This is a genomic window from Falsiroseomonas sp. HC035, assembly GCF_050563525.1.
Lineage (GTDB): Bacteria > Pseudomonadota > Alphaproteobacteria > Acetobacterales > Acetobacteraceae > Falsiroseomonas.
The window spans coordinates 419,783-438,334 of sequence record NZ_JBNXUN010000002.1 but is presented as its reverse complement, the minus strand read 5'-3'; the positions used below and the strand labels follow the sequence as shown (position 1 = coordinate 438,334).

Genomic DNA, 18,552 nt, shown 5'->3' with positions numbered 1-18,552 from the left:
GGCTAGGGCGAGGTGCGGGCGCGGTCCAGTGCCGTGGCGGAGCCGTTCAGGTATCAGAACAGCGCCGTCAGCATCCCCGCCCGCAGCATCGTCTCCGCCCGGTCCAGGTCGCGCGGCGTGGACAGGTGGAACCAGGCGCCGTCATGCACCAGGCCGTACAGCCGCCCGGACTCGATGGCGCGGTCATAGACCAGGTTCAGGCTGAACGGCCCCTCGGGCGTGCCCTCGAACAGTCCCGGCGCCAGCACCTGCACGCCGCCGAACAGATAGGGAGAAATCTCCCGCTCCTTCAGCCGCCGCGCCCGGCCATGCGGGTCAAGCAGGAAGTCGCCGCGGCCGACCTCGCCATCCACCTGGCTGGTCCGCACCAGCAGCAGCAGCGCGTCCATGCGGTCCGGGTCGAAGGCGGCGGCGAGGCGTTGCAGCGCCGGGGTCGGGCCATCGAGCCAGAAGGCGTCGCCATTGACCACGGCAAAGGGGTTCTGGCCGAGATGCGGCAGCGCGGCCCTGACGCCGCCGCCGGTCTCCAGCAGCATCTCCTCCCGGAGCACCAGGCGTCCCGGCGCATCGTGCTCCGCCACCGCGGCGGCCACCTGGTCGGCGAACCAGTGGGCGTTGACCACGTGGTGCTGCACGCCGGCATCGCGCAGGCGGTCCAGCGCGTGGTGCAGCAGGGAACGCCCCTCCAGCGGCAGCAGCGGCTTCGGGGTCTCGTCCGTCAGCGGCCGCATCCGCGTGCCGAGGCCCGCGGCCAGCACCATGGCGTGGGTGAGCGGGATCATGGGGTCTCCGGATTCCGGCGCAGCGCAATCGGCACATGCATATCGAGAAAATCGCGCAGCGGCGCCGTCGCCTCGTGGTCCAGCGCGCGCGCCAGCAGCGCCCAGCAGCGCGGGCCGTGTTGCAGGTAGTGCGACTTGCCATCCCGCCGCGCCAGCCGGACCCAGAGGCAGGCGACGCGCAGGTGCCGCTGCGCCGCCATCGCCGCCATCGCGGCGCGATAGGCCGCCGGGTCCAGCTCCGGCCGCAATTCCAGATAGCGCACGATGCAGGCTTCCCGCACCGCCGGGTCCACGTCCCGCCGGGCATCCTCGACCAGCGAGACCAGGTCGTAGGCCGGGTGGCCAAGCGCCGCGTCCTGGAAATCCAGCAGCCCGACATCGGCGGGCGGTGCGCGGCCCGGCAACGGCATCAAATTGGCCGGGAAGAAGTCGCGATGCACGAAGCCCGAAGCGGCGAAGGGCGCCAGCATGGCGTGGATCGCCTGGTTGAATTCCGCCCGCACCGCCTCGGACGGCGGCTCGCCCAGCGCTGCCGGCCACCACCATTCGAGAAACGTCGCCGCCGCGGTATCGGCCATGCGGGCGGCGCCCCATTCGGGCAGGCCGGGCGGCGGCGGCACCGCGTGCAGGCGCGCCAGCGCCGCGGTGGCGGCGAGGTAGTGCGGCGCCGGGTCCTCGCCGGCATCCAGAAGCTGCGCCGTGGTCCGCGCGCCGAAATCCTCGATGATCGCGAAGCCCTGGTGCGCGTCGGCGGCCAGGACCTCCGGCGCCGAAAGCCCGGCCGCGCGCAGATGCGCGCCGATGCGGAGGTACGGCCCGAGATCCTCCTGCGGCGGCGGCGCATCCATCAGCAGCGCCGGGCGCGGCCCGCCGACCAGCCGTGTGTAGCTGCGGAAGGAGGCATCGGCCGGCAGGGCCTGCCGCTCGGCGGCGGCAAAGCCGTGGTCGGCCAGGAAGGCGACCGCCTCCGCCCTCATGCCGCCAGCCCCTCCAGCCTGCCGTCCCAGCCGGTGAGGGTCGCGATGCGGGAGGTCTCGTTGGGGCCGGGCGCCAGCGCGAGGGTCAGCGCCTCGGCCGGACGCAAGGCGCCAAGCCGGTCCGGCCATTCAACCAGCACGATGCCGTCCCGCGCCTCCTCCCACCCCAGCTCGTCCAGCCCCGCCGGGCCGTCCAGCCGCCACAGGTCGAAGTGGAAGGCGGGGCCGACGGGCAGGTCGTAGGACTGCACCAGGGTGAAGGTAGGGGATGGCACCTCCAGCGCCGGGTCACCGGAAGCGGCGCGCAGGAAGGCGCGGCAGAAGCTTGATTTGCCGGCACCCAGCGGTCCCTCCAGCAGCAACGCATCTCCGGGACGGGCGCGGGCGGCCAGCCGCGCGGCCAGCGCCGCGGTCGCGGCCTCGTCGGGCAAGGGGAGGATCAGGGTCATGCGCGGCGGCAATCTGCTCCCACCGTGCCGCATCGCACAAGCCGACCGCTTGATCCTGGCTGGCGCTTGGTCCAAGCAGCCGCCAACGGCGAAAGGACGCGGCATGTCGGCGGTTGTCGAGACGGATGTGGCGATCATCGGCGCGGGTCCGGTCGGGCTCTTCGCCGTGTTCGAATGCGGCATGCTGCGGATGAAGACCGTGGTGGTGGATGCGCTGGGCGAAATCGGCGGGCAGTGCAGCGCGCTGTATCCGGAAAAGCCGATCTTCGATATCCCGGCGCATCCGGAAATCGGCGGCGCCGACCTGATCGCCGCCCTGCACAAGCAGGCCGCGCCGTTCCACCCGCATCTCATGCTTGGCCGCCGCGTCGAGTCGCTGCGGCGGGAGGGGGACCGGCTGGTTCTCGGCACCAGCGATGGCGACAGCATCACCTGCAAGGCGGTGATCCTGGCCGCCGGCGCCGGCGCCTTCGGCCCAAACCGCCCGCCGTTGGACCGACTGCCGGAATTCGAGGCCAGCGGCGCCGTGCGCTACCTGGTCAGCCGGCGGGAGGAGTTTCGCGGCAAGCGCGTGGTCATCGCCGGCGGCGGCGACAGCGCGGTGGACTGGGCGCTCAGCCTGAAGCAGATCGCGGCCCATGTGACGGTGGTGCACCGCCGCGACAAGTTCCGCTGCGCCCCGGAAAGCGCCGCGCAATTGAAGCGCGCCGCCGACCTTGGCGAGCTGGAACTCGCCATCCCCTACCAGCTGCATGCGCTGGAAGGCACCGATGGCGCGATGACGGGCGTGACCCTGGCGACGCTGAAGGGCGAGACGAAGACGGTGCCAGCGGACCACCTGCTGGCCTTCTTCGGCCTGTCCATGGAGCTGGGCCCGATCGCCGACTGGGGCCTGGGCCTCGACCGCAGCCACATCCAGGTCACACCCGCCACCTGCGAGACGAACATCCCAGGCGTTCACGCGATCGGCGACATCGCGACCTATCCCGGCAAGCTCAAACTGATCCTGCAGGGCTTTTCGGAGGCCGCGATGGCCGCCCACGCCATCCACCCGAGGGTCTTCCCGGGGGAGGCGCTGCACTTCGAGTACTCCACCAGCAAGGGGCTGCCCGTGGTGGGGTAGGACTCAGGCGGATTGCAGCATCTGGTCGATCCGCTTCGCATCGTCGCGCGGCACGCTGAGCCGGAGTTCCGCGCCGGACAATTCGGTCGCGCTGCGGTCGAGCGGCACGCTGCGCACCAGGCTTTCCAGCGCGAGCTTGGCGGCTTCGTGGTCCTTGAAGTGCCGCGACAGCGATACCGCGTCCGGCACCTCCTTCGAGGGATGATCCTCCCCCGCCGGCACGGCGCGCGGCCCCTGCGTGCCGGTGTCGGACACCGGATCGCTCGCCGGGAAGGTGTCCATCACCGCGCGGTCCTGGTCGCTGACCGGCTTCTGGCCGCTGCGGTCGCTATGGTTCTGCATGAATGGGCTCCCCTCGATGAGAAGCCGTAACGCCTGCGAACCGCGCGGGTTCGTCGCGGGCGCAGGGCTGCCGGCGCGTCAGGCGAAGATGAAGTCCGCGTTGGACAGGGCCAGGGAGCCGACGATGTGGCCGACCAGCTCGTCCGCGCTGGTGTAGCGTCCGTTGCGGTCGGTGTCGGCCAGGATGCTGAGTCCGTTGAAGCCATCCACCTTGGCGCTGCGCAGGAAGTAGGTGCCGATGTCGTCGGAAAGCTGGATCCTGTCGCCGCGCTGGAAATCCATGATCCGCGCATAATCCGCCATGCCGGATTTCGCCGCGGCGCCGTCGTCGTAGAAGACGCCGCGCTTGTCGCCGAGTACGAAGATGTCGTTGCCGCCCAGGCCCTTCAGCACGTCGATGGTGCCGCGGCCCAGAAAGGCGCCGGATTGCGGCACGCCGCTCAGGATTTCGCCGCGCGAGGTTCCGGTGAGCGTGTCGCTGGCCGTCGTGCCGTAGAAGTCCTTCACCACCGGGACTGTCGGCGGCGGCGGCGGGGGTGGGGGCGGCGGCGGTACCGGCGGGGTGTCGCCCGCGCCGCCACCGGTTCCATCGCCGGCATCGAGCATCGCGTCGGCATCGAGCCGCCCGCCGGTCGCCGTCTTGCCGGCCAGTGCCGCGGTCACGGTGACGGCGCCGAGCAGCGCCGCACGGATTTCCGCGGCGCTGTCATCCGGGTTGGCGGCCGCATACAGCGCGATCGCTCCGGTCACGTGCGGCGCGGCCATCGAGGTCCCGCTCATCGTGCCGTAGCCGCCATCGGCGGTTGTGGACAGGATGGCGGCGCCGGGCGCCGCCAGGTCCACGGTGGTCGCCCCGTAGTTGGAGAAGGAGGCCAGCCCACCCGAGCTGGTGAGGGCTGCGACCGAGACCACCGCCTCATGCCCGACACTGCCCAGCGTGCTGTAGTTGGAGGGGAAGTTGCCCGTGGTGTCGGTGTTCAGCTTGCTGTTGCCGGCGGCGGCGATGAACAGGTTGCCGGCCGCGGCGGTGCGGTCGATAGCCCCCTGCATGGCGGAGGAATAGCCGCCGCCGCCCCAGGAATTGTTGGTCGCGACGAAATCCTGCCCGACCGCCGCCTTGCCCGCCGCCGTATAGTAGTCCAACGCCTTCACCGCGTTCGAGATCGCGCCGCTGCCCTTCGCATCGAGGAATTTCAGCGCCAGGATCTGCACCTCCCACGCCATGCCGGCGACGCCGATGCCGTTGCCGCCGACCGCGCCGATGGTGCCGCTGACATGGGTGCCGTGGCCGTTGTCGTCGAACGGGTCGTTGTCGTTGTTGACGAAGTCCCAGCCGAACAGGTCGTCCTTGTAGCCGTTGCCGTCCTGGTCGGACTTGTCGGCCCAGCGCTTGTCCTTCAGCAGGTCGCCCGCATCGATCCGGCCGTTGCGGTTGATGTCGGTGACGAAGCCCTTGTTGGCCGCCTGGTTCAGGTCGCGGAAGGTGATCAGGCCGTCGCCGTCGCCGTCGGTCAGCTTGCTGCGGAAGGTGACCGGGATCTCCTTCTGGTTGACCCAGACGTTCAGGTACAGGTCGGCATGGGTGTAGTTGATGCCGCTGTCGAGCACGCCGACCACGACCTTGGTCGAGCCCGTCTCGCCATCGGCCCAGGCCTCCCCGGCTTGGCTGCCGAAGGCGTTCTTCTTCGCCGTCTGGTCGCCATACATGCCCCAAAGCGAGCCGTTGGCGTAGCTCGCATCATTGCCGACCGCCTCGACCGAGACCTGCCAATCCTCCTCCGCGAACACCACGCCGGGCTGGACCGAGAGAAGCTCCGTGGCCTCGGCGATGCTGAGGTCCGCCGGCAGCGTCAGCCGCAGCAGCAGCCCGTCATCCTGCCCGGGCAGGTCGCCGCGAACCGTCTCGACGGCGGTGGGCGCGACGCCCTGCAGCACCTGGTCGAGCAGCGCCGGGGCGAGGCCCGGGCTGAACTGCACCAGGATGTCGCCGCCATAGGTCGTGGCCTGCGGCGTCAACTCGGCACGTGCCTCCGCCGGTGGAGCGGCCGCGTCGGGCGCCGGTGCGGCGATGGGGCTTGTTGGGACCTGCGCGGCGCCAGGCGCGGCCCAGGTGGTGGCGGCGACAGGCGCGTCCACCTCCGGGTCGTCCGGCAGGCCGCGGCCCTGTGCTTCAAGCGTCTTCAGGATTGAGACAGACACGCGCCCTCCGGGATTTCCGAACCAGAGGGCGTGTTTTGCTAGACTATCCTGAAGATCCCATGAATCGCGGCGGCGCTACAGCCGCGCTTCGCGCCAAAGTCCCAGCTTCTGCTGCGCCGCCGCGTCGGAGTAGCCGAACAGCACCAGGTCGGCCTCGGCGGACAGGCGCAATTCCGCCCAGGATGGCACCACCAGAAGGTCACGCGGCGCCAGCGCATGTTCGCTGCCATCGATGGAGGCTGTGCCGGTGCCTTCCACCACCACCAGCACCATCGCATCCGTCGCGCGGCGCGGCATTGTTGAAAAACCGGCGGGCAGCAGGCGGACATGGGCGGTGATGGTCGGCATCACCGGGCCGCCATCGGCCGGGTTCACGAATTCCAGCGCATGGCCGAGATGCGGGTCGGGCGCACCGCTGCGGGCCATGACCGCCAGGCTGTCGCGCCATTCGGTGTAGGGGTAGTGGAACAGCGGCAGGCGGTCCGGCCGCCGCGCACCGGCGCTGCCGCCGAAGGGCCGCAGGTTGCGGCCGTAGCGTGCGGCGGTGTCGCCCGCTGGCGCGGTTTCGGGATGCGCCATGACGCCATTCGGCAGGCGTTCGGCGAAGCTCGCGGCGAAGTGGCGCACCGTCGGGATGTCCAGCCCATCGAGCCAGATCATCGGCGCGTCGCTGGTGTTGCCGTGGTCGTGCCACTGCCAGTTCGGCGTCAGCACCAGGTCGAAGGGCCGCATCACCGCCTTCTCGCCGTCCAACGCGGTGAAGGCGCCATCGCCTTCCATCACGAAGCGCAGGGCGCATTGCGTATGGCGATGGCAGGGCGCGACCTCCCCCGGCAGGATCAGTTGCAGGCCGGCATAGAGGCTGGTGGTGACGGAGGACGTGCCGGGCAGCCCGGGATTCTCCAGGATCAGCACGCGGCGTTCGGCCTGTTCGGCGGTGATCAGGTCGCCGGCGCGCAGCAGGTGGTCGCGCGCCGTGTCGTAGTGCCAGAGATGCGGGCGCACCGGAGAGGACGGGGTCGGCGTCACCAGCGCGTGCAGCACTTCCCACAGCGGGAACAGGTGCTGCGGCGCCATCTCGGCATACAGCGACTGCAACAGGGCCTTCGGATCGTTGGTCCCGTCCATCTTGCGCTACCCCTTTCGCACAGCCTCCGCCAATTTCCGCACCTGGTCCAGCACGGTTGGCACCGTCGCCGGCGTCGCGCGCCCCTCGGCATCGAGGGTCGCCAGCATCCCGTCGAGCAAGGCGGAGGCGACGACCGCGGCATCGCCGATACGTGCGGCCTCTCCGGCCTGTTCGGGCGTGCGCACGCCGAAGCCGATGGCGATCGGCAGGTCCGTGTGTTTGCGGACGCGCGGGATGGCGGCGGCCAAATCATCCGTGCTGGCGCTGCGCGTGCCGGTGATGCCGGTGATCGCGACGTAGTAGACGAAGCCGGTGGTGGCCGAGAGCACCTTCGGCAGGCGGTCTTCCGCGGTGGTCGGCGCCACCAGCCGGATCAGGTCCAGCCCATTTGCCGTCGCATCTGGCGCGATCTCGTCGGCTTCCTCGGGCGGCACGTCCACGATGATCAGCCCATCGACCCCGGCTGCCGCGGCGTCCACGCAGAAGCGCGGCACACCGTAGGACAGGATGGGGTTGAAATAGCCCATCAGGATGACCGGCGTTTCCGCGTCGTCCTGGCGAAAATCCGCCACCATGCCGAGCGTGCCGGCCAGCGTGGCACCGGCCTTCAGCCCGCGCTGCCCGGCCTTCTGCACGGTCGGGCCATCCGCCATCGGGTCGGTGAAGGGCATGCCGATCTCGATCAGGTCGGCACCGGCCCCGGGCATGCCGCGCAGGATGGCCATGGCGGTGTCACGGTCCGGATCGAACGCCTCCAGGAACGGGATGAGCGCACCGCGGCCTTCAGCCTTCAGCGCCGCGAATCTTTGGGCAATCCGCGACATGTCAGATGTTCTCGCCCAGGTGCTTCGCGACGGTGAAGATGTCCTTGTCGCCACGGCCGCAGAGATTCATCAGGATGATTTTGTCCGCCGGCATCTTCGGCGCCATTTTCATCACCTCGGCCAGCGCATGCGCCGGCTCCAGCGCCGGGATGATGCCCTCGAGCTTCGAGCAGAGCTGGAAGGCCGCCAGCGCCTCGTCATCCGTCACGCCGACATACTGCACGCGGCCGAGTTCATGCAGCCAGGAATGCTCCGGCCCGACGCCCGGGTAATCCAGCCCGGCCGAGATCGAATGCGCCTCCGTGATCTGCCCGTCGCCATCCTGGAGCAGGTAGGTGCGGTTGCCGTGCAGCACGCCAGGGCGGCCGCGCGACAGCGCCGCGGCATGTTCGCCGGAATCGAGGCCGCGCCCGGCAGCTTCCACGCCGACCATCGCCACATCCGGATCGTCGAGGAACGGGAAGAACAGCCCCATGGCGTTGCTGCCGCCGCCCACCGCGGCGACCAGCACATCCGGCAGGCGGCCCTCGGCTTCCTGCATCTGCGCGCGCGCCTCGATGCCGATGACGGACTGAAAGTCGCGCACCATGGCGGGATAGGGGTGCGGGCCGGCAACCGTGCCGATGCAGTAGTAGGTGTCGCTGACATTCGCGACCCAGTCCCGCAGCCCCTCGTTCATCGCATCCTTCAGCGTCGCGGCGCCGGAGGTCACCGGCACTACTTCCGCGCCCAGCAGCTTCATGCGGAACACGTTGGGCTGCTGCCGCTCGACATCCGTCGCGCCCATGTAGACCACGCAGGGCAGGTCCATCAGCGCGCAGGCGGTGGCGGTGGCGACGCCGTGCTGGCCGGCCCCGGTTTCCGCGATGATGCGCGTCTTGCCCATCTTCTTCGCCAGCAGGATCTGGCCGAGCACGGCGTTGATCTTGTGCGCGCCGGTGTGGTTCAGCTCGTCCCGCTTAAAGTAGACCTTCGCGCCCATGCCCGGCGCGGCATCCTTGCGGAGATGCTGCGTGAATCGCTCCGCGAACCACAGCGGACTGGGGCGGCCAACGTAGTGCGTCAGCAGCCGGCGCCATTCCGCCTGGAAGGCCGCGTCCGTCTTCGACGCCTCGTAGGCCGCCTCGACCTCGAGGATCAGCGGCATCAGCGTCTCCGCCACGAAGCGGCCGCCGAAGGGGCCGAAGCGGCCGCGCGGGTCGGGGCCGTTACGGAAGGAGTTGGGCCGATCAGAGGAAGACAGGGGCTTGTTCACTGGCAAAATCCTGGACGTGGAGCCGTATTAGCGTAGCCGCGTTAGGTGGTCACGCGGGCCAGGTCTGCCCAGACCCAGGCCGTCTCCGCCACGGCGACCTCGCGATGCCAGCCCACCTGCCGGGTGCCCGCCACCGCGCCGGTGGCCGCGTAGAAGCCCTGCGCCTGCGTATTGGAATCCAGCGCCCAGGCCCCGGCCGAACAATGCCCTGCCTCCCGCAGCAGCGCCGCCCCCGCCGCCAGCAGCGTCCGCCCGAGGCGCCGGCCTTGCGCCCGCCGCAGCAGGTACAGCCCGGCGACCTCGCCCGAGGCGCCGAGCGCCGCATCCCGTGCCGCGCAGACCGTGATGAAGCCGAGGATCTCGCCTGCGTCCTTCGCCACCAGCGTGCCGCCCGGCATCAGCGGCTGCGCCAAATTGTGCGCCCAGGCGGCGCGGCGGCGGGCCGCATCCGTCATCTCGGCGAACAGCGCTTCCGGCACCAGGCCGGGATAGGTTTCGGTCCATGCCTGGGCGTGCATGGTGCCGATCGCCGCCGCGTCTTCCGGCGTCGCCGCGCGGATCACGCCGGCTTCGCTGCCGCCACGAAGGCGGCGATCCGAGAGGCATCCTTCACACCTCGGGAAACTTCGACGCCGGAGGAGACATCGACGCCTGGCGCGCCACTCGCGGCGATGGCCTGCGCCACATTGCCGGGCGTCAGGCCCCCGGCCAGAAGCCAGGGGCGCGGGATGGCGCGGCCGGCGGTCAGCGCCCAGTCGAAGGGCGCGGCATTGCCCCCGGGCAGCGGCGCACCGGGCGGCGCCTTGGCGTCCAGCAGGAAGTGGTCCACCGCCGGAGCGTAGAGGTCGATGGCCGAGAAATCCGCCGCCGAGGCGATGCCGAGCGCCTTCATCACCGGCCGCCCGAATTTCTGCCGAACCTCGGCGCAGCGTTCCGGCGGTTCATCGCCATGCAGTTGCAGCACATCCAGCGGCACCGCCTCCAGCACCGCCGCGATCAACTCATCCGAGGCATCGACGAACAACCCGACCCGCTGCGGCCCGCCCAGACCCGCGGCCGGCACCGCCGCCGAGACCGCGGCAGCCTGTGCCGGCGTCACCGCGCGGGGCGAGGGCGGGAAGAACACCAGCCCGACCATGTCCGCCCCGGCCTGCGCCGCCGCGTGCAGCCCGGCGGCATCGCTGATGCCGCAGATCTTCACCAGCATGGCTCAGATCGCCTCGGCGATGGCGCGCGCCGCCGCGCCGGGATCGGCGGCCTGGGTGATCGGGCGGCCGACGACGATCCAGTCCGCGCCATCCCGCGCCACCTGCTCCGGCGTCGCGGTGCGGGCCTGGTCGCCCGCGGCGCTGCCCACCGGCCGCACCCCCGGCACCACCAGCACCGGCGCATCGCCCAGCTGGTCACGGATCGCGGTGACTTCCCGCGGCGAGCACACCAGCCCATCCGCCCCCGCCGCCATGGCCAGGCGCGCCAGCCGCAGCACCTGCTGCACCGGGCCGCCGGACACGCCCGTATCGGCCAGGGCCGAGGCGTCCAGGCTGGTCAGCACCGTCACCGCCAGGATGCGCGGCCGATGGGCCCCGAACGCCTCCGCCGCTTCCCGCGCCGCCGCCACCATCGCCGCACCGCCGGCGGCGTGGATGGTGATCCAGGCCGGGCCGAGCGGCGCCAGGGACCGGATGGCGCCTGCCACCGTGTTCGGAATGTCGTGCAGCTTCACGTCCAGGAAGACAGGCCGGTGCGCCGCGATGCGCCGCACCGCGGCCCCGCCCTCCGCGGAGAACAGCTCCAGCCCCACCTTCAGCAGGCCGGCATGCGGCGCAACGGCGGCGGCCCAGCCTTCGGCCTTGCCAAGGTCCGGCGCATCCAGCGCCACGCACAGCCCGCAGCTTCGCACTAGGTCAGGCCTGGTGCGGCAGCGTGATGCGCATCGGCGCCGGCGCCTCGCCTTCCTGCCGGCGGCGCAACTCCTTCGCCTTGAGAGTGGCGAGTTCCGCCTCGACCAGCTTCGCCGCCTGTTCGACCTGCCGCGCATGGCGGCGGGCCGGCAGCCCGGAGGCCCAGACCAGGACAGCGCCGATCACGAAGCCGAGGCCCGACAGCACCAGCACGGCCACCCCGAGCGGAGCGGCCCAGCCGATGTCGAACGGCCACATGCGGAGCTGCACTTCCTGCATGTTGGACAGCGCGAACACCGCGAGGATGATGAGCAGCGGCAGGAACAACAGCCAGCGCATGGGAGCCTCTCCGATCGTCGTGCCTGTCCTACAAGCCCCGCGCCCCGGACGGAAGCTTCAAGCGCGCAGCTTCAGGCGGGCAGCTTCAGGCGGGCACCTTGGCGCGTGGCCGGCGCGGCGGGTCCTGCAACGGGCCACCATTCACGCGTTCGCGCAATTCCTTGCCCGGCTTGAAATAGGGCACCGCCTTGCCGTCCACCGCCACCGCCGTGCCGGTGCGCGGGTTGCGCCCGGTGCGCGGGTCCCGGCGTTTGGTCGAGAAGGCACCGAAGCCTCGCAACTCCACGCGATCCCCGCGCGCCAGGGCGCCGATGATCTCGTCGAAGATGGTGGTGACGATCAGCTCCACATCCGGCTGGCGCAGATGCGGATTGGCCGCGGCAAGCTGCGCGATGAGTTCCGACCTGGTCATCCTGGTACGCCGCCCTGTTTTACCGGAGCGAAGGCTGCCAAAGCGCGCGCACGCGGTCAACGCCAACCCATTCATCGGCAAGGCTTTTTGCAAACAGGCCGATGAATGAACCGAAGGTCCGTTCCGCCAAGCCCCTGATTTCGATGTCCCGCGCCGGCAGGCCGCCCGGCACGGCGTGGGTTTCGGCCAGCCAGGCGCGCGCCTCGGCCTCTCCGCCGATGGCATCCACCAGGCCCAGCGCCAGCGCCTCCCGCCCCGTGAAGACGCGGCCATCGGCCAAGGCGCGGACCTGTTCGGGCGGCATGCGGCGGCCGGCGGCGACCATGGCGACGAACTGCTCGTGCAGGTCTTGCACCACGCGGGCCAGCTCCGCGCGGCCTTCCTCGCTCAGCGCCCGGAACGGGCTGGGCTGGTCCTTGAAGCGGCCGGAGGCGATCGTTTCCGGCGTTACGCCCAACCATTCCAACAAGTCGGAGGCATCGAAGCTCTGCAGGATGACGCCGATGGAGCCCGTGACGGTGGAGTTGCGGGCAAAGATCCGCTGCGCCGGCAGCGCCACCATGTAGCCCGCGGAGGCGGCGGTGCCGGACATCACGGCGACCACCGGCTTCACCGCGACCATGCGGGCCAGCGCGTTGTGCACCGCCTCCCCACCCGCGACGCTGCCGCCAGGGCTGTCGATGGCCACCAGCACCGCGCGCACGCTGGAATCCCGCTGCAGCCGATCCAGGGTTTCAAGCAGCTTCCGGTCGTCGCCGATGAAGCCCTGCACGTTCAGCCGGGCGACATGCGCGCGACCGAGGCCCGGCACGATCTCCCCGGCCCGGTCGTCGCGTAGCACGAAGCCGAGCACGACGAGGGCGAGCGCGACCACGGCCGCGCCACGCCAGAGGGAAAGCCGGCGCTTCAGGCGGCGGCGGTCGAGGAGGAGATCGGCATCGAGCGGCATGGCCGGGAGATAGGGCGCGGCGGGCCGGATGACCATGGCGCGGCTGAAAGCGAAACGGCCGCCGGGATTGCTCCGGGCGGCCGCTTCTTGAACTCGGAGGGCGTTCTGGCCCGCCTCACCCAACCCTCTCCCCCCCGGGGGGGAGAGAGGGCTTCTACTACTCCTCGCCGCCCTGGTTCCGGCGACGGATCGCCGCGCCCAGGATGTCGCCGAGCGAGGCGCCGCTGTCGGTGGTGCCGTATTCACGGACCGCCTCGCGCTCCTCCTCCACTTCCTTGCCCTTGATGGTCAGGGCCAGGCGGCGGCCGGCGCGGTCGACGGCGGTGATCTTCGCATCGACCTTCTCGCCCACGGCGAAGCGGTCGGGGCGCTGGTCGCCACGGTCACGGGCCAGCTCGGCGCGGCGGATGAAGCCGATCAGGACCTCGTCGACCTTCACCTCGATGCCGTTCGGCTCGATCTTCGTCACGGTGCAGGTGACGACATCGCCCTTCTTGATCCGGTCCAGCACTTCGGCGGCCGGGTCGGCCTCGAGCTGCTTGATACCGAGGGAGATGCGCTCCTTCTCCACGTCGACGTCGAGCACCTTGGCCTTGACGATCGAGCCCTTCTCGAAGTTGGCCATCGCCTGCTCGCCCGGAAGATCCCAGGAGAGGTCGGACATGTGGACCATGCCATCCAGGTCCGGACCCAGGCCGACGAACAGCCCGAACTCGGTGATGTTGCGGATCTCGCCCTCGATGACGGTGCCGGGCGGGTTGGCTTCCGCGAACAGCTCCCACGGGTTGCCCTGCGCCTGCTTGAGGCCCAGCGAAATCCGGCGCTTCGGACCGTCCACGTCCAGGATCAGCACGTCCACTTCCTGCGAGGTGGCGACGATCTTGCCCGGATGGACGTTCTTCTTCGTCCAGGACATCTCGGACACGTGCACGAGGCCCTCGACCCCCGGCTCCAGCTCCACGAAGGCGCCGTAGTCGGTGATGTTCGTCACCCGGCCGCTGAACTTGCCGTTCACCGGATACTTGATGGCGACACCTTCCCAGGGGTCGGACATCAGCTGCTTCATGCCGAGGCTGATGCGCTGGGTTTCCGGGTTGAAGCGGATGACCTGCACCTTCACGGCCTGGCCGATGGTCAGCGCCTCGCTCGGGTGGTTGATCCGGCGCCAGGCGATGTCGGTCACGTGCAGCAGGCCGTCGACGCCGCCGAGGTCCACGAAGGCGCCGTAGTCGGTGATGTTCTTGACGACGCCGTCGAGAACCATGCCTTCCTTGAGGCCCTGGATCAGCTCGCTGCGCTGTTCGGCGCGCGTCTCCTCCAGCACCGCACGGCGGCTGACCACGATGTTGCCGCGGGCTCGGTCCATCTTGAGGATCTGGAAGGGCTGCGGGCTGCCCATCAGCGGGGTCACGTCGCGCACCGGGCGGATGTCCACCTGGCTGCCCGGCAGGAACGCCACGGCGCCGCCGAGGTCGACGGTGAAGCCGCCCTTCACGCGCCCGAAGATCACGCCGTTGACGCGCTGCTGCGCGGTGAACGACTTCTCGAGGTTGGTCCAGGCCTCCTCGCGGCGGGCCTTCTCACGCGACAGGATGATCGCGCCGTCACGGTCCTCGTAGCGTTCGACGAACAGCTCGATGACGTCGCCGACCTTGATTTCCGGCGTCTGCCCCTGCGGGGCGAATTCCTTGAGCGGGACGCGGCCTTCGGACTTCAGGCCGACGTCGACGACGGCGAAGTCGTCGTCGATGCGGATGACCTTGCCGGAGATGACGGAGCCGTGGAACGAGGTGTTCTCACCGAGCGTCGCGTCGAGCAGGGCGGCGAAATCCTCGCCGGGATCAGCAAAAGCGGTGGCGCTTGCCATGTAACGGTTGTTTCCCAATCGGATGCCCCGATCGCGGGGCATGTGGAATGCGCCCCCATGGCACGCGGCCATGGACACGGCGTGGCCGGTAAAGCTGGCCACCCGTCCCCTCGGGGATCGGTTGCGGCAGCGTATCCGGCCCAGGCTCAAGGCGCATGACGGAGCACCCGATCCGGCCCCGGCTTGACGGCGGCCTGCGGCAGGTGGCCGAAGCCAACCATTCCGCCGCCATTCCCCCGGGCCAGGGCACCGCCGCCCTGGAGGGACATGCGGATCACGGGCAGCGCGTAGGCCCGTCAGCCCCGCGGAGTCAAGCGGATTCCCCGGCCCGCAGCCGTCAGGCGGTGTCGCCTGCCCCGAGGCGCACTCGAACCAGCGCCAGGGCGGCGGCGAAGGCTTGCTCCGCATCCAGGCTGGTGGTGTCGAGCAGCGCCGCATCGGCGGCAGGCCGCAGCGGCGCAACGCTGCGGGCGCTGTCCTGCGCATCGCGGGCGCGCATCTCGGCCTCCACCTGGTCCAGCGGCATGTCCTGGCCGCGGCCCTGCATCTCCGTCCAGCGGCGGCGCGCGCGTTCCGCGGGGCTCGCGCTGACGAACAGCTTCACCTGCGCGTCGGGGAACACGACGGTGCCGATGTCGCGCCCATCCAGCACGGCGCCGTGGCGGCGGCCGAAATCCCGCTGCCAGTCCAGCAGCGCGGCGCGCACGGCGGGAATTGCGGCCACCGCGCTGGCGGCGCTGTCGGCCTCCGGCCCGCGCAGGTCGCCGCGGGTGAAGTCGCCGGCGGTCAGCGCGCGGGCTTCCTGTTCGGCAAGAAGGGGGTCGCGCGGGTCGCCGCCACTGTCCAGCACCCGGCGGCCGACGGCGCGGTACAGCAGGCCGGTATCGAGGTAGGCGAGCCCGAACTCCTGTGCCAGGCGCCGCGCCAGCGTGCCCTTGCCGGCCGCCGCGGGCCCATCCACGGCGATGACCAGCGGTTTGCCGCTCATGCCGCCGAGATCGGCCCGGAATCCGGCCCGCCATTCCCTGCAAGACCGTTGATCAGGTCGGCGAAGCCGGGGAAGGAGGTCTCGATGAAGCCGGCATCGTCCACCCGCACCGGAGTCCGCGTGGCCAGGCCCAGCACCAGCGCGGACATGGCGATGCGGTGGTCCATGTGCGTCTCGACCAGCCCGCCGCCTTCCGGAGGCGCGCCGGTGCCGTGCACCAGCAGGTCGTCGCCCTCGATCTCCGCCCGGATGCCGTTGGCGGCCAGCAGCGCCGCGGTGGCGGCCAGACGATCGCTTTCCTTCACCCGCAATTCCTTCAGCCCGCGCATCCGCGTGGTGCCGCTGGCGCAGGCGGCGGCAACCGCCAGCACCGGATACTCGTCGATCATCGAGGGTGCCCGCGCCGCCGGCACGTCGATGCCGCGCAGCGCGGAGGCGCGAACGACCAGGTCCGCCACCGGCTCGCCGCCTTCGGTCCGCGCATTCGCCTCCGTGATGTCGGCGCCCATTTCGCGCAGGGTCAGGAAGATGCCGGCGCGCAGCGGGTTCATGCCGACGCCGCGGATGGTCACCACGGACCCCGGCACCAGCAGCGCCGCGACCGCCGGGAAGGCGGCGGAGGACGGGTCGCCCGGCACCACCACAGGGGCGGCGACCAACTCCGGCTGGCCGACCAGCTCGATGATCCGGCCATGGCCGTCGGCCTCCACATCCACCACCGCGCCGAAATGCCGCAGCATGTTCTCCGTGTGGTCGCGGGTCGCCTCCGGCTCGATCACCCGTGTGGTGCCACGGGCACACAGCCCGGCCAGCAGGCAGGCGGACTTCACCTGCGCGGAAGGCACCGGCACGCGGTAGTCCAGCGGCAGCGGGTCCGCCGCACCCTCAACGGACAGGGGCAGGCGGCCGCCGGCGCGAGTCGTGAAGCGGGCGCCGGTGGCGGACAGCGGATCGGTGACCCGCAGCATCGGGCGGCGGCGGAGCGAGGCATCGCCTGTCATCACGGCAAAGATCGGATGCCCGGCCAGCAGCCCGCACAGCAGCCGCGCCGCGGTGCCGGAATTGCCCATGTCCAGCACATCCGCCGGCTCCACCAGGCCGCCGAGCCCGCGCCCGGCCACCTGCCAGGACCCGCCGCCGAGATTGTCCACTGTCGCGCCCAGCGCCCGCATGGCGGCGGCGGTGCGCAGCACGTCTTCGCCTTCCAGCAGGCCGGAGATGGCGGTGGTGCCGGTGGCGAGCGCGCCGAACATCAGCGCGCGATGGCTGATGGATTTGTCGCCCGGCACGGAAACAGTCCCGGTCAGGGGCGACCGGGGGGCTGCGGCGCGCAGCGGCTTTTCAACAGTATCGGGCAGGGCATGCATGGCGCTGCGTTTGACATGCAGCCCGGCAAGTGGCAATCGCGCGCACCCTTTACGCCCGTCGGCCCGCGGACTCCCTGCGCGCCTCCCGGGCCCGGCACGAGGCTCTTCTTCCCCATGGCGAAGCCTGAACTTGGACTGAAGCGCGTCTGCGTGTCCTGCGGCACGAAGTTCTACGACCTGACGCGCGCCCCCGCCATCTGCCCGAAATGCGGCACCGAACAGCCGGCCGAGCAGCCGCGCCTGAAGCGCGCCGCGCCGCCGCCGGATGAGCGGGTGAAGAAGCGCGCCGCGGTGGCGGAGGTCGATGCCGAGGAAGGCGTCGAGGTCGACGCGGACGCCGATGACGAGACCATCGAGGACGCGGAGGAGCTGGAGGACGCGGACGAGGAGCTCGGCGACGACCTGGTGGTCGAGTCGGACCGCGAAGAGGAAAGCTGAACCCTTGGGGGTTCAGCCCACCGCGATGGGTGCCCGCGTGGTTGGCATCCGGAAGGTGAAGTAGGTCTCTGCCGCGTCGGAGACCACGCCGAGCGTCCCGCCATGCGCGCGGGCGATCTCGGCGGAGATATAGAGCCCAAGCCCCAGCCCCTGCTGCCCCGGTCGCACCGCGCCGCGGAAGAAGGGCTGGAACAGCTGCCCGAGCGTGGCCTCCGGGATCGGGTCGCCCTGGTTGGAAACCCGCAGGCTGAACCAGCCGTCACGTGAGGAAACCGCCAGGCCGATGGGCCGGTCCGGCGCACCATGGCCCACGGCATTGCCGAGCAGGTTGGAACAGAGCTGCGCGATGCGGCCTGAATCACAGGCCACTGCCTCCTGCAAATCGAAGGCGGACAGGATCACCCGCCCCGGATGGCCCTGGCGGATCTCCCGCACCACCTGGCGCAGCGCCGGCTCCAGCACCGGGCCCGTCTCGCGCGCCAGCGGGATGCCACCGGCGAGCCGGCCGCGCGCCAGGTCCAGCACGTCGCCGATCAGCCCCGACATCCGCCGCACGCTGGCCTGCGTCGCCTCGATCAGGGACCGGGTTGCGGCAGCCGGCGCGGCCCTGTGCAGCATCCGCATGGAAGCGTCGACGGCGGCCAGCGGGTTGCGCAGGTCATGCCCGAGCACGGCGATGAACTGTTCCCGAAGACGGGACTCCGCGCGCTGCCGGTCGACCTCCGCCTCGCTGGCGACCAGACGCTCCTGCGCCTCGATCTGGATGCCGATCAGCTCCGCGAACAGCTGGAACATGCCGCGGGTCGCCGGGGTGTCCAGCACACGCGGCTTGGGATCGATGGCGCAGAGCGTGCCGAAGAAGCGGCCATCCGGCAGCAGGATAGGCACCGAGATGTAGCTCTGGAAGCCATAGATCGCCGGGGTGTGGTGGTCGCGGTAGCTTGCATCCTCGGCGACGTGGTTGATGACCACCGGCTCGGACCTCTGGCGGATCTCGTGGCACAGCGTGGTCTCGACCCGCAACTCGCGGCCCGGCTCCAGGCCGAGGCCAAGGTTGTCAAGCGCGGCGCAGGTCACCCAGCGGCTGTCAGTCACCCGCGCCACGGCGGCGAGGCCCATGCCGGTTGCGGTGCAGACCACGTCCAGGATCTTGGGCACGGCGGCGATGCGCCCGACCAGCGCAACGTCGGATGAGAAGGTTTCGGGCATGG

General features: G+C 70.7%; 20 protein-coding genes. 2 read left to right on the top strand and 18 right to left on the bottom strand.

The window, feature by feature from the left end:
- Nucleotides 1-53: 53 nt before the first annotated feature.
- The 3 genes from ACLF3G_RS06560 to tsaE are packed head-to-tail and all read right to left on the bottom strand — an operon-like array spanning nucleotide 54 to nucleotide 2,208.
- A complete protein-coding gene (locus ACLF3G_RS06560; RefSeq protein WP_430668540.1) occupies nucleotides 54-782 on the bottom strand; it encodes a nucleotidyltransferase family protein in 729 nt (242 codons plus the stop codon).
- Nucleotides 779-1,759 carry an aminoglycoside phosphotransferase family protein gene (locus ACLF3G_RS06555; protein WP_430668539.1) on the bottom strand — a complete coding sequence of 327 codons (981 nt, stop codon included), beginning with the start codon at nucleotides 1,757-1,759 and terminating at the stop codon, nucleotides 779-781. Before ACLF3G_RS06555 ends, ACLF3G_RS06560 begins: the two co-directional genes overlap by 4 nt.
- Nucleotides 1,756-2,208 (bottom strand): tRNA (adenosine(37)-N6)-threonylcarbamoyltransferase complex ATPase subunit type 1 TsaE, encoded by a 453-nt coding sequence (gene tsaE / locus ACLF3G_RS06550; protein ID WP_430668538.1) that lies wholly within the window; start codon nucleotides 2,206-2,208, stop codon nucleotides 1,756-1,758. The genes ACLF3G_RS06555 and tsaE overlap by 4 nt, the downstream gene beginning before the upstream one ends.
- Before the next feature lie 103 nt (nucleotides 2,209-2,311).
- Here tsaE and ACLF3G_RS06545 point away from each other — a divergent pair, with 103 nt between their 5' ends.
- Nucleotides 2,312-3,331 (top strand): NAD(P)/FAD-dependent oxidoreductase, encoded by a 1,020-nt coding sequence (locus ACLF3G_RS06545; protein WP_430668537.1) that lies wholly within the window; start codon nucleotides 2,312-2,314, stop codon nucleotides 3,329-3,331.
- A gap of 3 nt (nucleotides 3,332-3,334) precedes the next feature.
- Here ACLF3G_RS06545 and ACLF3G_RS06540 read toward each other — a convergent pair whose 3' ends face one another.
- The 14 genes from ACLF3G_RS06540 to aroA form a co-directional block, all read right to left on the bottom strand.
- Nucleotides 3,335-3,673, bottom strand: coding sequence for a hypothetical protein (locus ACLF3G_RS06540; RefSeq protein ID WP_430668536.1), 339 nt, complete (start codon nucleotides 3,671-3,673; stop codon nucleotides 3,335-3,337).
- Nucleotides 3,674-3,751: 78 nt separating this feature from the next.
- A complete protein-coding gene (locus ACLF3G_RS06535; protein ID WP_430668535.1) occupies nucleotides 3,752-5,872 on the bottom strand; it encodes a S8 family peptidase in 2,121 nt (706 codons plus the stop codon).
- A gap of 75 nt (nucleotides 5,873-5,947) precedes the next feature.
- Nucleotides 5,948-7,000, bottom strand: coding sequence for a gentisate 1,2-dioxygenase (gtdA, locus tag ACLF3G_RS06530; protein WP_430668534.1), 1,053 nt, complete (start codon nucleotides 6,998-7,000; stop codon nucleotides 5,948-5,950).
- Between the two features lie 6 nt (nucleotides 7,001-7,006).
- Nucleotides 7,007-7,825 (bottom strand): tryptophan synthase subunit alpha, encoded by an 819-nt coding sequence (gene trpA / locus ACLF3G_RS06525; protein WP_430668533.1) that lies wholly within the window; start codon nucleotides 7,823-7,825, stop codon nucleotides 7,007-7,009.
- A 1-nt stretch (nucleotide 7,826) separates the two neighbouring features.
- Nucleotides 7,827-9,080 (bottom strand): tryptophan synthase subunit beta, encoded by a 1,254-nt coding sequence (trpB, locus tag ACLF3G_RS06520; protein WP_430668532.1) that lies wholly within the window; start codon nucleotides 9,078-9,080, stop codon nucleotides 7,827-7,829.
- A 41-nt stretch (nucleotides 9,081-9,121) separates the two neighbouring features.
- Nucleotides 9,122-9,643 carry an N-acetyltransferase family protein gene (locus ACLF3G_RS06515; protein WP_430668531.1) on the bottom strand — a complete coding sequence of 174 codons (522 nt, stop codon included), beginning with the start codon at nucleotides 9,641-9,643 and terminating at the stop codon, nucleotides 9,122-9,124.
- Nucleotides 9,640-10,287 (bottom strand): phosphoribosylanthranilate isomerase, encoded by a 648-nt coding sequence (locus tag ACLF3G_RS06510; RefSeq protein WP_430668530.1) that lies wholly within the window; start codon nucleotides 10,285-10,287, stop codon nucleotides 9,640-9,642. Before ACLF3G_RS06510 ends, ACLF3G_RS06515 begins: the two co-directional genes overlap by 4 nt.
- Nucleotides 10,288-10,290: 3 nt before the next feature.
- Nucleotides 10,291-10,965, bottom strand: a complete 675-nt coding sequence (pyrF, locus tag ACLF3G_RS06505; RefSeq protein WP_430668763.1) for an orotidine-5'-phosphate decarboxylase — start codon at nucleotides 10,963-10,965, stop codon at nucleotides 10,291-10,293.
- Nucleotides 10,966-10,984: 19 nt separating this feature from the next.
- On the bottom strand, nucleotides 10,985-11,320 hold the full coding sequence (locus ACLF3G_RS06500; RefSeq protein WP_430668529.1) for a LapA family protein: 336 nt from the start codon (nucleotides 11,318-11,320) through the stop codon (nucleotides 10,985-10,987).
- An 85-nt stretch (nucleotides 11,321-11,405) separates the two neighbouring features.
- Nucleotides 11,406-11,732: an integration host factor subunit beta gene (gene ihfB, locus ACLF3G_RS06495; protein ID WP_430668528.1), complete on the bottom strand. Its 327-nt coding sequence runs from the start codon at nucleotides 11,730-11,732 to the stop codon at nucleotides 11,406-11,408.
- Nucleotides 11,733-11,751: 19 nt separating this feature from the next.
- Complete coding sequence (sppA, locus tag ACLF3G_RS06490; protein WP_430668527.1) at nucleotides 11,752-12,717, bottom strand: signal peptide peptidase SppA; 966 nt, start codon at nucleotides 12,715-12,717, stop codon at nucleotides 11,752-11,754.
- Nucleotides 12,718-12,838: 121 nt separating this feature from the next.
- Nucleotides 12,839-14,548, bottom strand: coding sequence for a 30S ribosomal protein S1 (gene rpsA / locus ACLF3G_RS06485; RefSeq protein WP_430668526.1), 1,710 nt, complete (start codon nucleotides 14,546-14,548; stop codon nucleotides 12,839-12,841).
- A gap of 337 nt (nucleotides 14,549-14,885) precedes the next feature.
- On the bottom strand, nucleotides 14,886-15,536 hold the full coding sequence (gene cmk, locus ACLF3G_RS06480; RefSeq protein ID WP_430668525.1) for a (d)CMP kinase: 651 nt from the start codon (nucleotides 15,534-15,536) through the stop codon (nucleotides 14,886-14,888).
- A complete protein-coding gene (aroA, locus tag ACLF3G_RS06475; protein ID WP_430668524.1) occupies nucleotides 15,533-16,903 on the bottom strand; it encodes a 3-phosphoshikimate 1-carboxyvinyltransferase in 1,371 nt (456 codons plus the stop codon). Before aroA ends, cmk begins: the two co-directional genes overlap by 4 nt.
- 114 nt (nucleotides 16,904-17,017) lie before the next feature.
- Here aroA and ACLF3G_RS06470 point away from each other — a divergent pair, with 114 nt between their 5' ends.
- Nucleotides 17,018-17,341: a TIGR02300 family protein gene (locus ACLF3G_RS06470; RefSeq protein WP_430668523.1), complete on the top strand. Its 324-nt coding sequence runs from the start codon at nucleotides 17,018-17,020 to the stop codon at nucleotides 17,339-17,341.
- A gap of 12 nt (nucleotides 17,342-17,353) precedes the next feature.
- Here the strand turns inward: ACLF3G_RS06470 and ACLF3G_RS06465 are convergent, their stop codons facing one another.
- Nucleotides 17,354-18,550: a GAF domain-containing sensor histidine kinase gene (locus ACLF3G_RS06465; protein ID WP_430668522.1), complete on the bottom strand. Its 1,197-nt coding sequence runs from the start codon at nucleotides 18,548-18,550 to the stop codon at nucleotides 17,354-17,356.
- Nucleotides 18,551-18,552 lie beyond the last annotated feature (2 nt).

Excerpts from the sequence above, each read along its gene's own strand:
- ACLF3G_RS06560 (WP_430668540.1), bottom strand. The coding sequence starts at position 782 with ATGATCCCGCTCACCCACGCCATGGTGCTGGCCGCGGGCCTCGGCACG.
- ACLF3G_RS06555 (WP_430668539.1), bottom strand. The coding sequence starts at position 1,759 with ATGAGGGCGGAGGCGGTCGCCTTCCTGGCCGACCACGGCTTTGCCGCC.
- tsaE (WP_430668538.1), bottom strand. The coding sequence starts at position 2,208 with ATGACCCTGATCCTCCCCTTGCCCGACGAGGCCGCGACCGCGGCGCTG.
- ACLF3G_RS06545 (WP_430668537.1), top strand. The coding sequence starts at position 2,312 with ATGTCGGCGGTTGTCGAGACGGATGTGGCGATCATCGGCGCGGGTCCG.
- ACLF3G_RS06540 (WP_430668536.1), bottom strand. The coding sequence starts at position 3,673 with ATGCAGAACCATAGCGACCGCAGCGGCCAGAAGCCGGTCAGCGACCAG.
- gtdA (WP_430668534.1), bottom strand. The coding sequence starts at position 7,000 with ATGGACGGGACCAACGATCCGAAGGCCCTGTTGCAGTCGCTGTATGCC.
- trpA (WP_430668533.1), bottom strand. The coding sequence starts at position 7,825 with ATGTCGCGGATTGCCCAAAGATTCGCGGCGCTGAAGGCTGAAGGCCGC.
- ACLF3G_RS06510 (WP_430668530.1), bottom strand. The coding sequence starts at position 10,287 with ATGCTGGTGAAGATCTGCGGCATCAGCGATGCCGCCGGGCTGCACGCG.
- ACLF3G_RS06500 (WP_430668529.1), bottom strand. The coding sequence starts at position 11,320 with ATGCGCTGGCTGTTGTTCCTGCCGCTGCTCATCATCCTCGCGGTGTTC.
- ihfB (WP_430668528.1), bottom strand. The coding sequence starts at position 11,732 with ATGACCAGGTCGGAACTCATCGCGCAGCTTGCCGCGGCCAATCCGCAT.
- sppA (WP_430668527.1), bottom strand. The coding sequence starts at position 12,717 with ATGGTCATCCGGCCCGCCGCGCCCTATCTCCCGGCCATGCCGCTCGAT.
- rpsA (WP_430668526.1), bottom strand. The coding sequence starts at position 14,548 with ATGGCAAGCGCCACCGCTTTTGCTGATCCCGGCGAGGATTTCGCCGCC.
- cmk (WP_430668525.1), bottom strand. The coding sequence starts at position 15,536 with ATGAGCGGCAAACCGCTGGTCATCGCCGTGGATGGGCCCGCGGCGGCC.
- aroA (WP_430668524.1), bottom strand. The coding sequence starts at position 16,903 with ATGCATGCCCTGCCCGATACTGTTGAAAAGCCGCTGCGCGCCGCAGCC.
- ACLF3G_RS06470 (WP_430668523.1), top strand. The coding sequence starts at position 17,018 with ATGGCGAAGCCTGAACTTGGACTGAAGCGCGTCTGCGTGTCCTGCGGC.
- ACLF3G_RS06465 (WP_430668522.1), bottom strand. The coding sequence starts at position 18,550 with ATGCCCGAAACCTTCTCATCCGACGTTGCGCTGGTCGGGCGCATCGCC.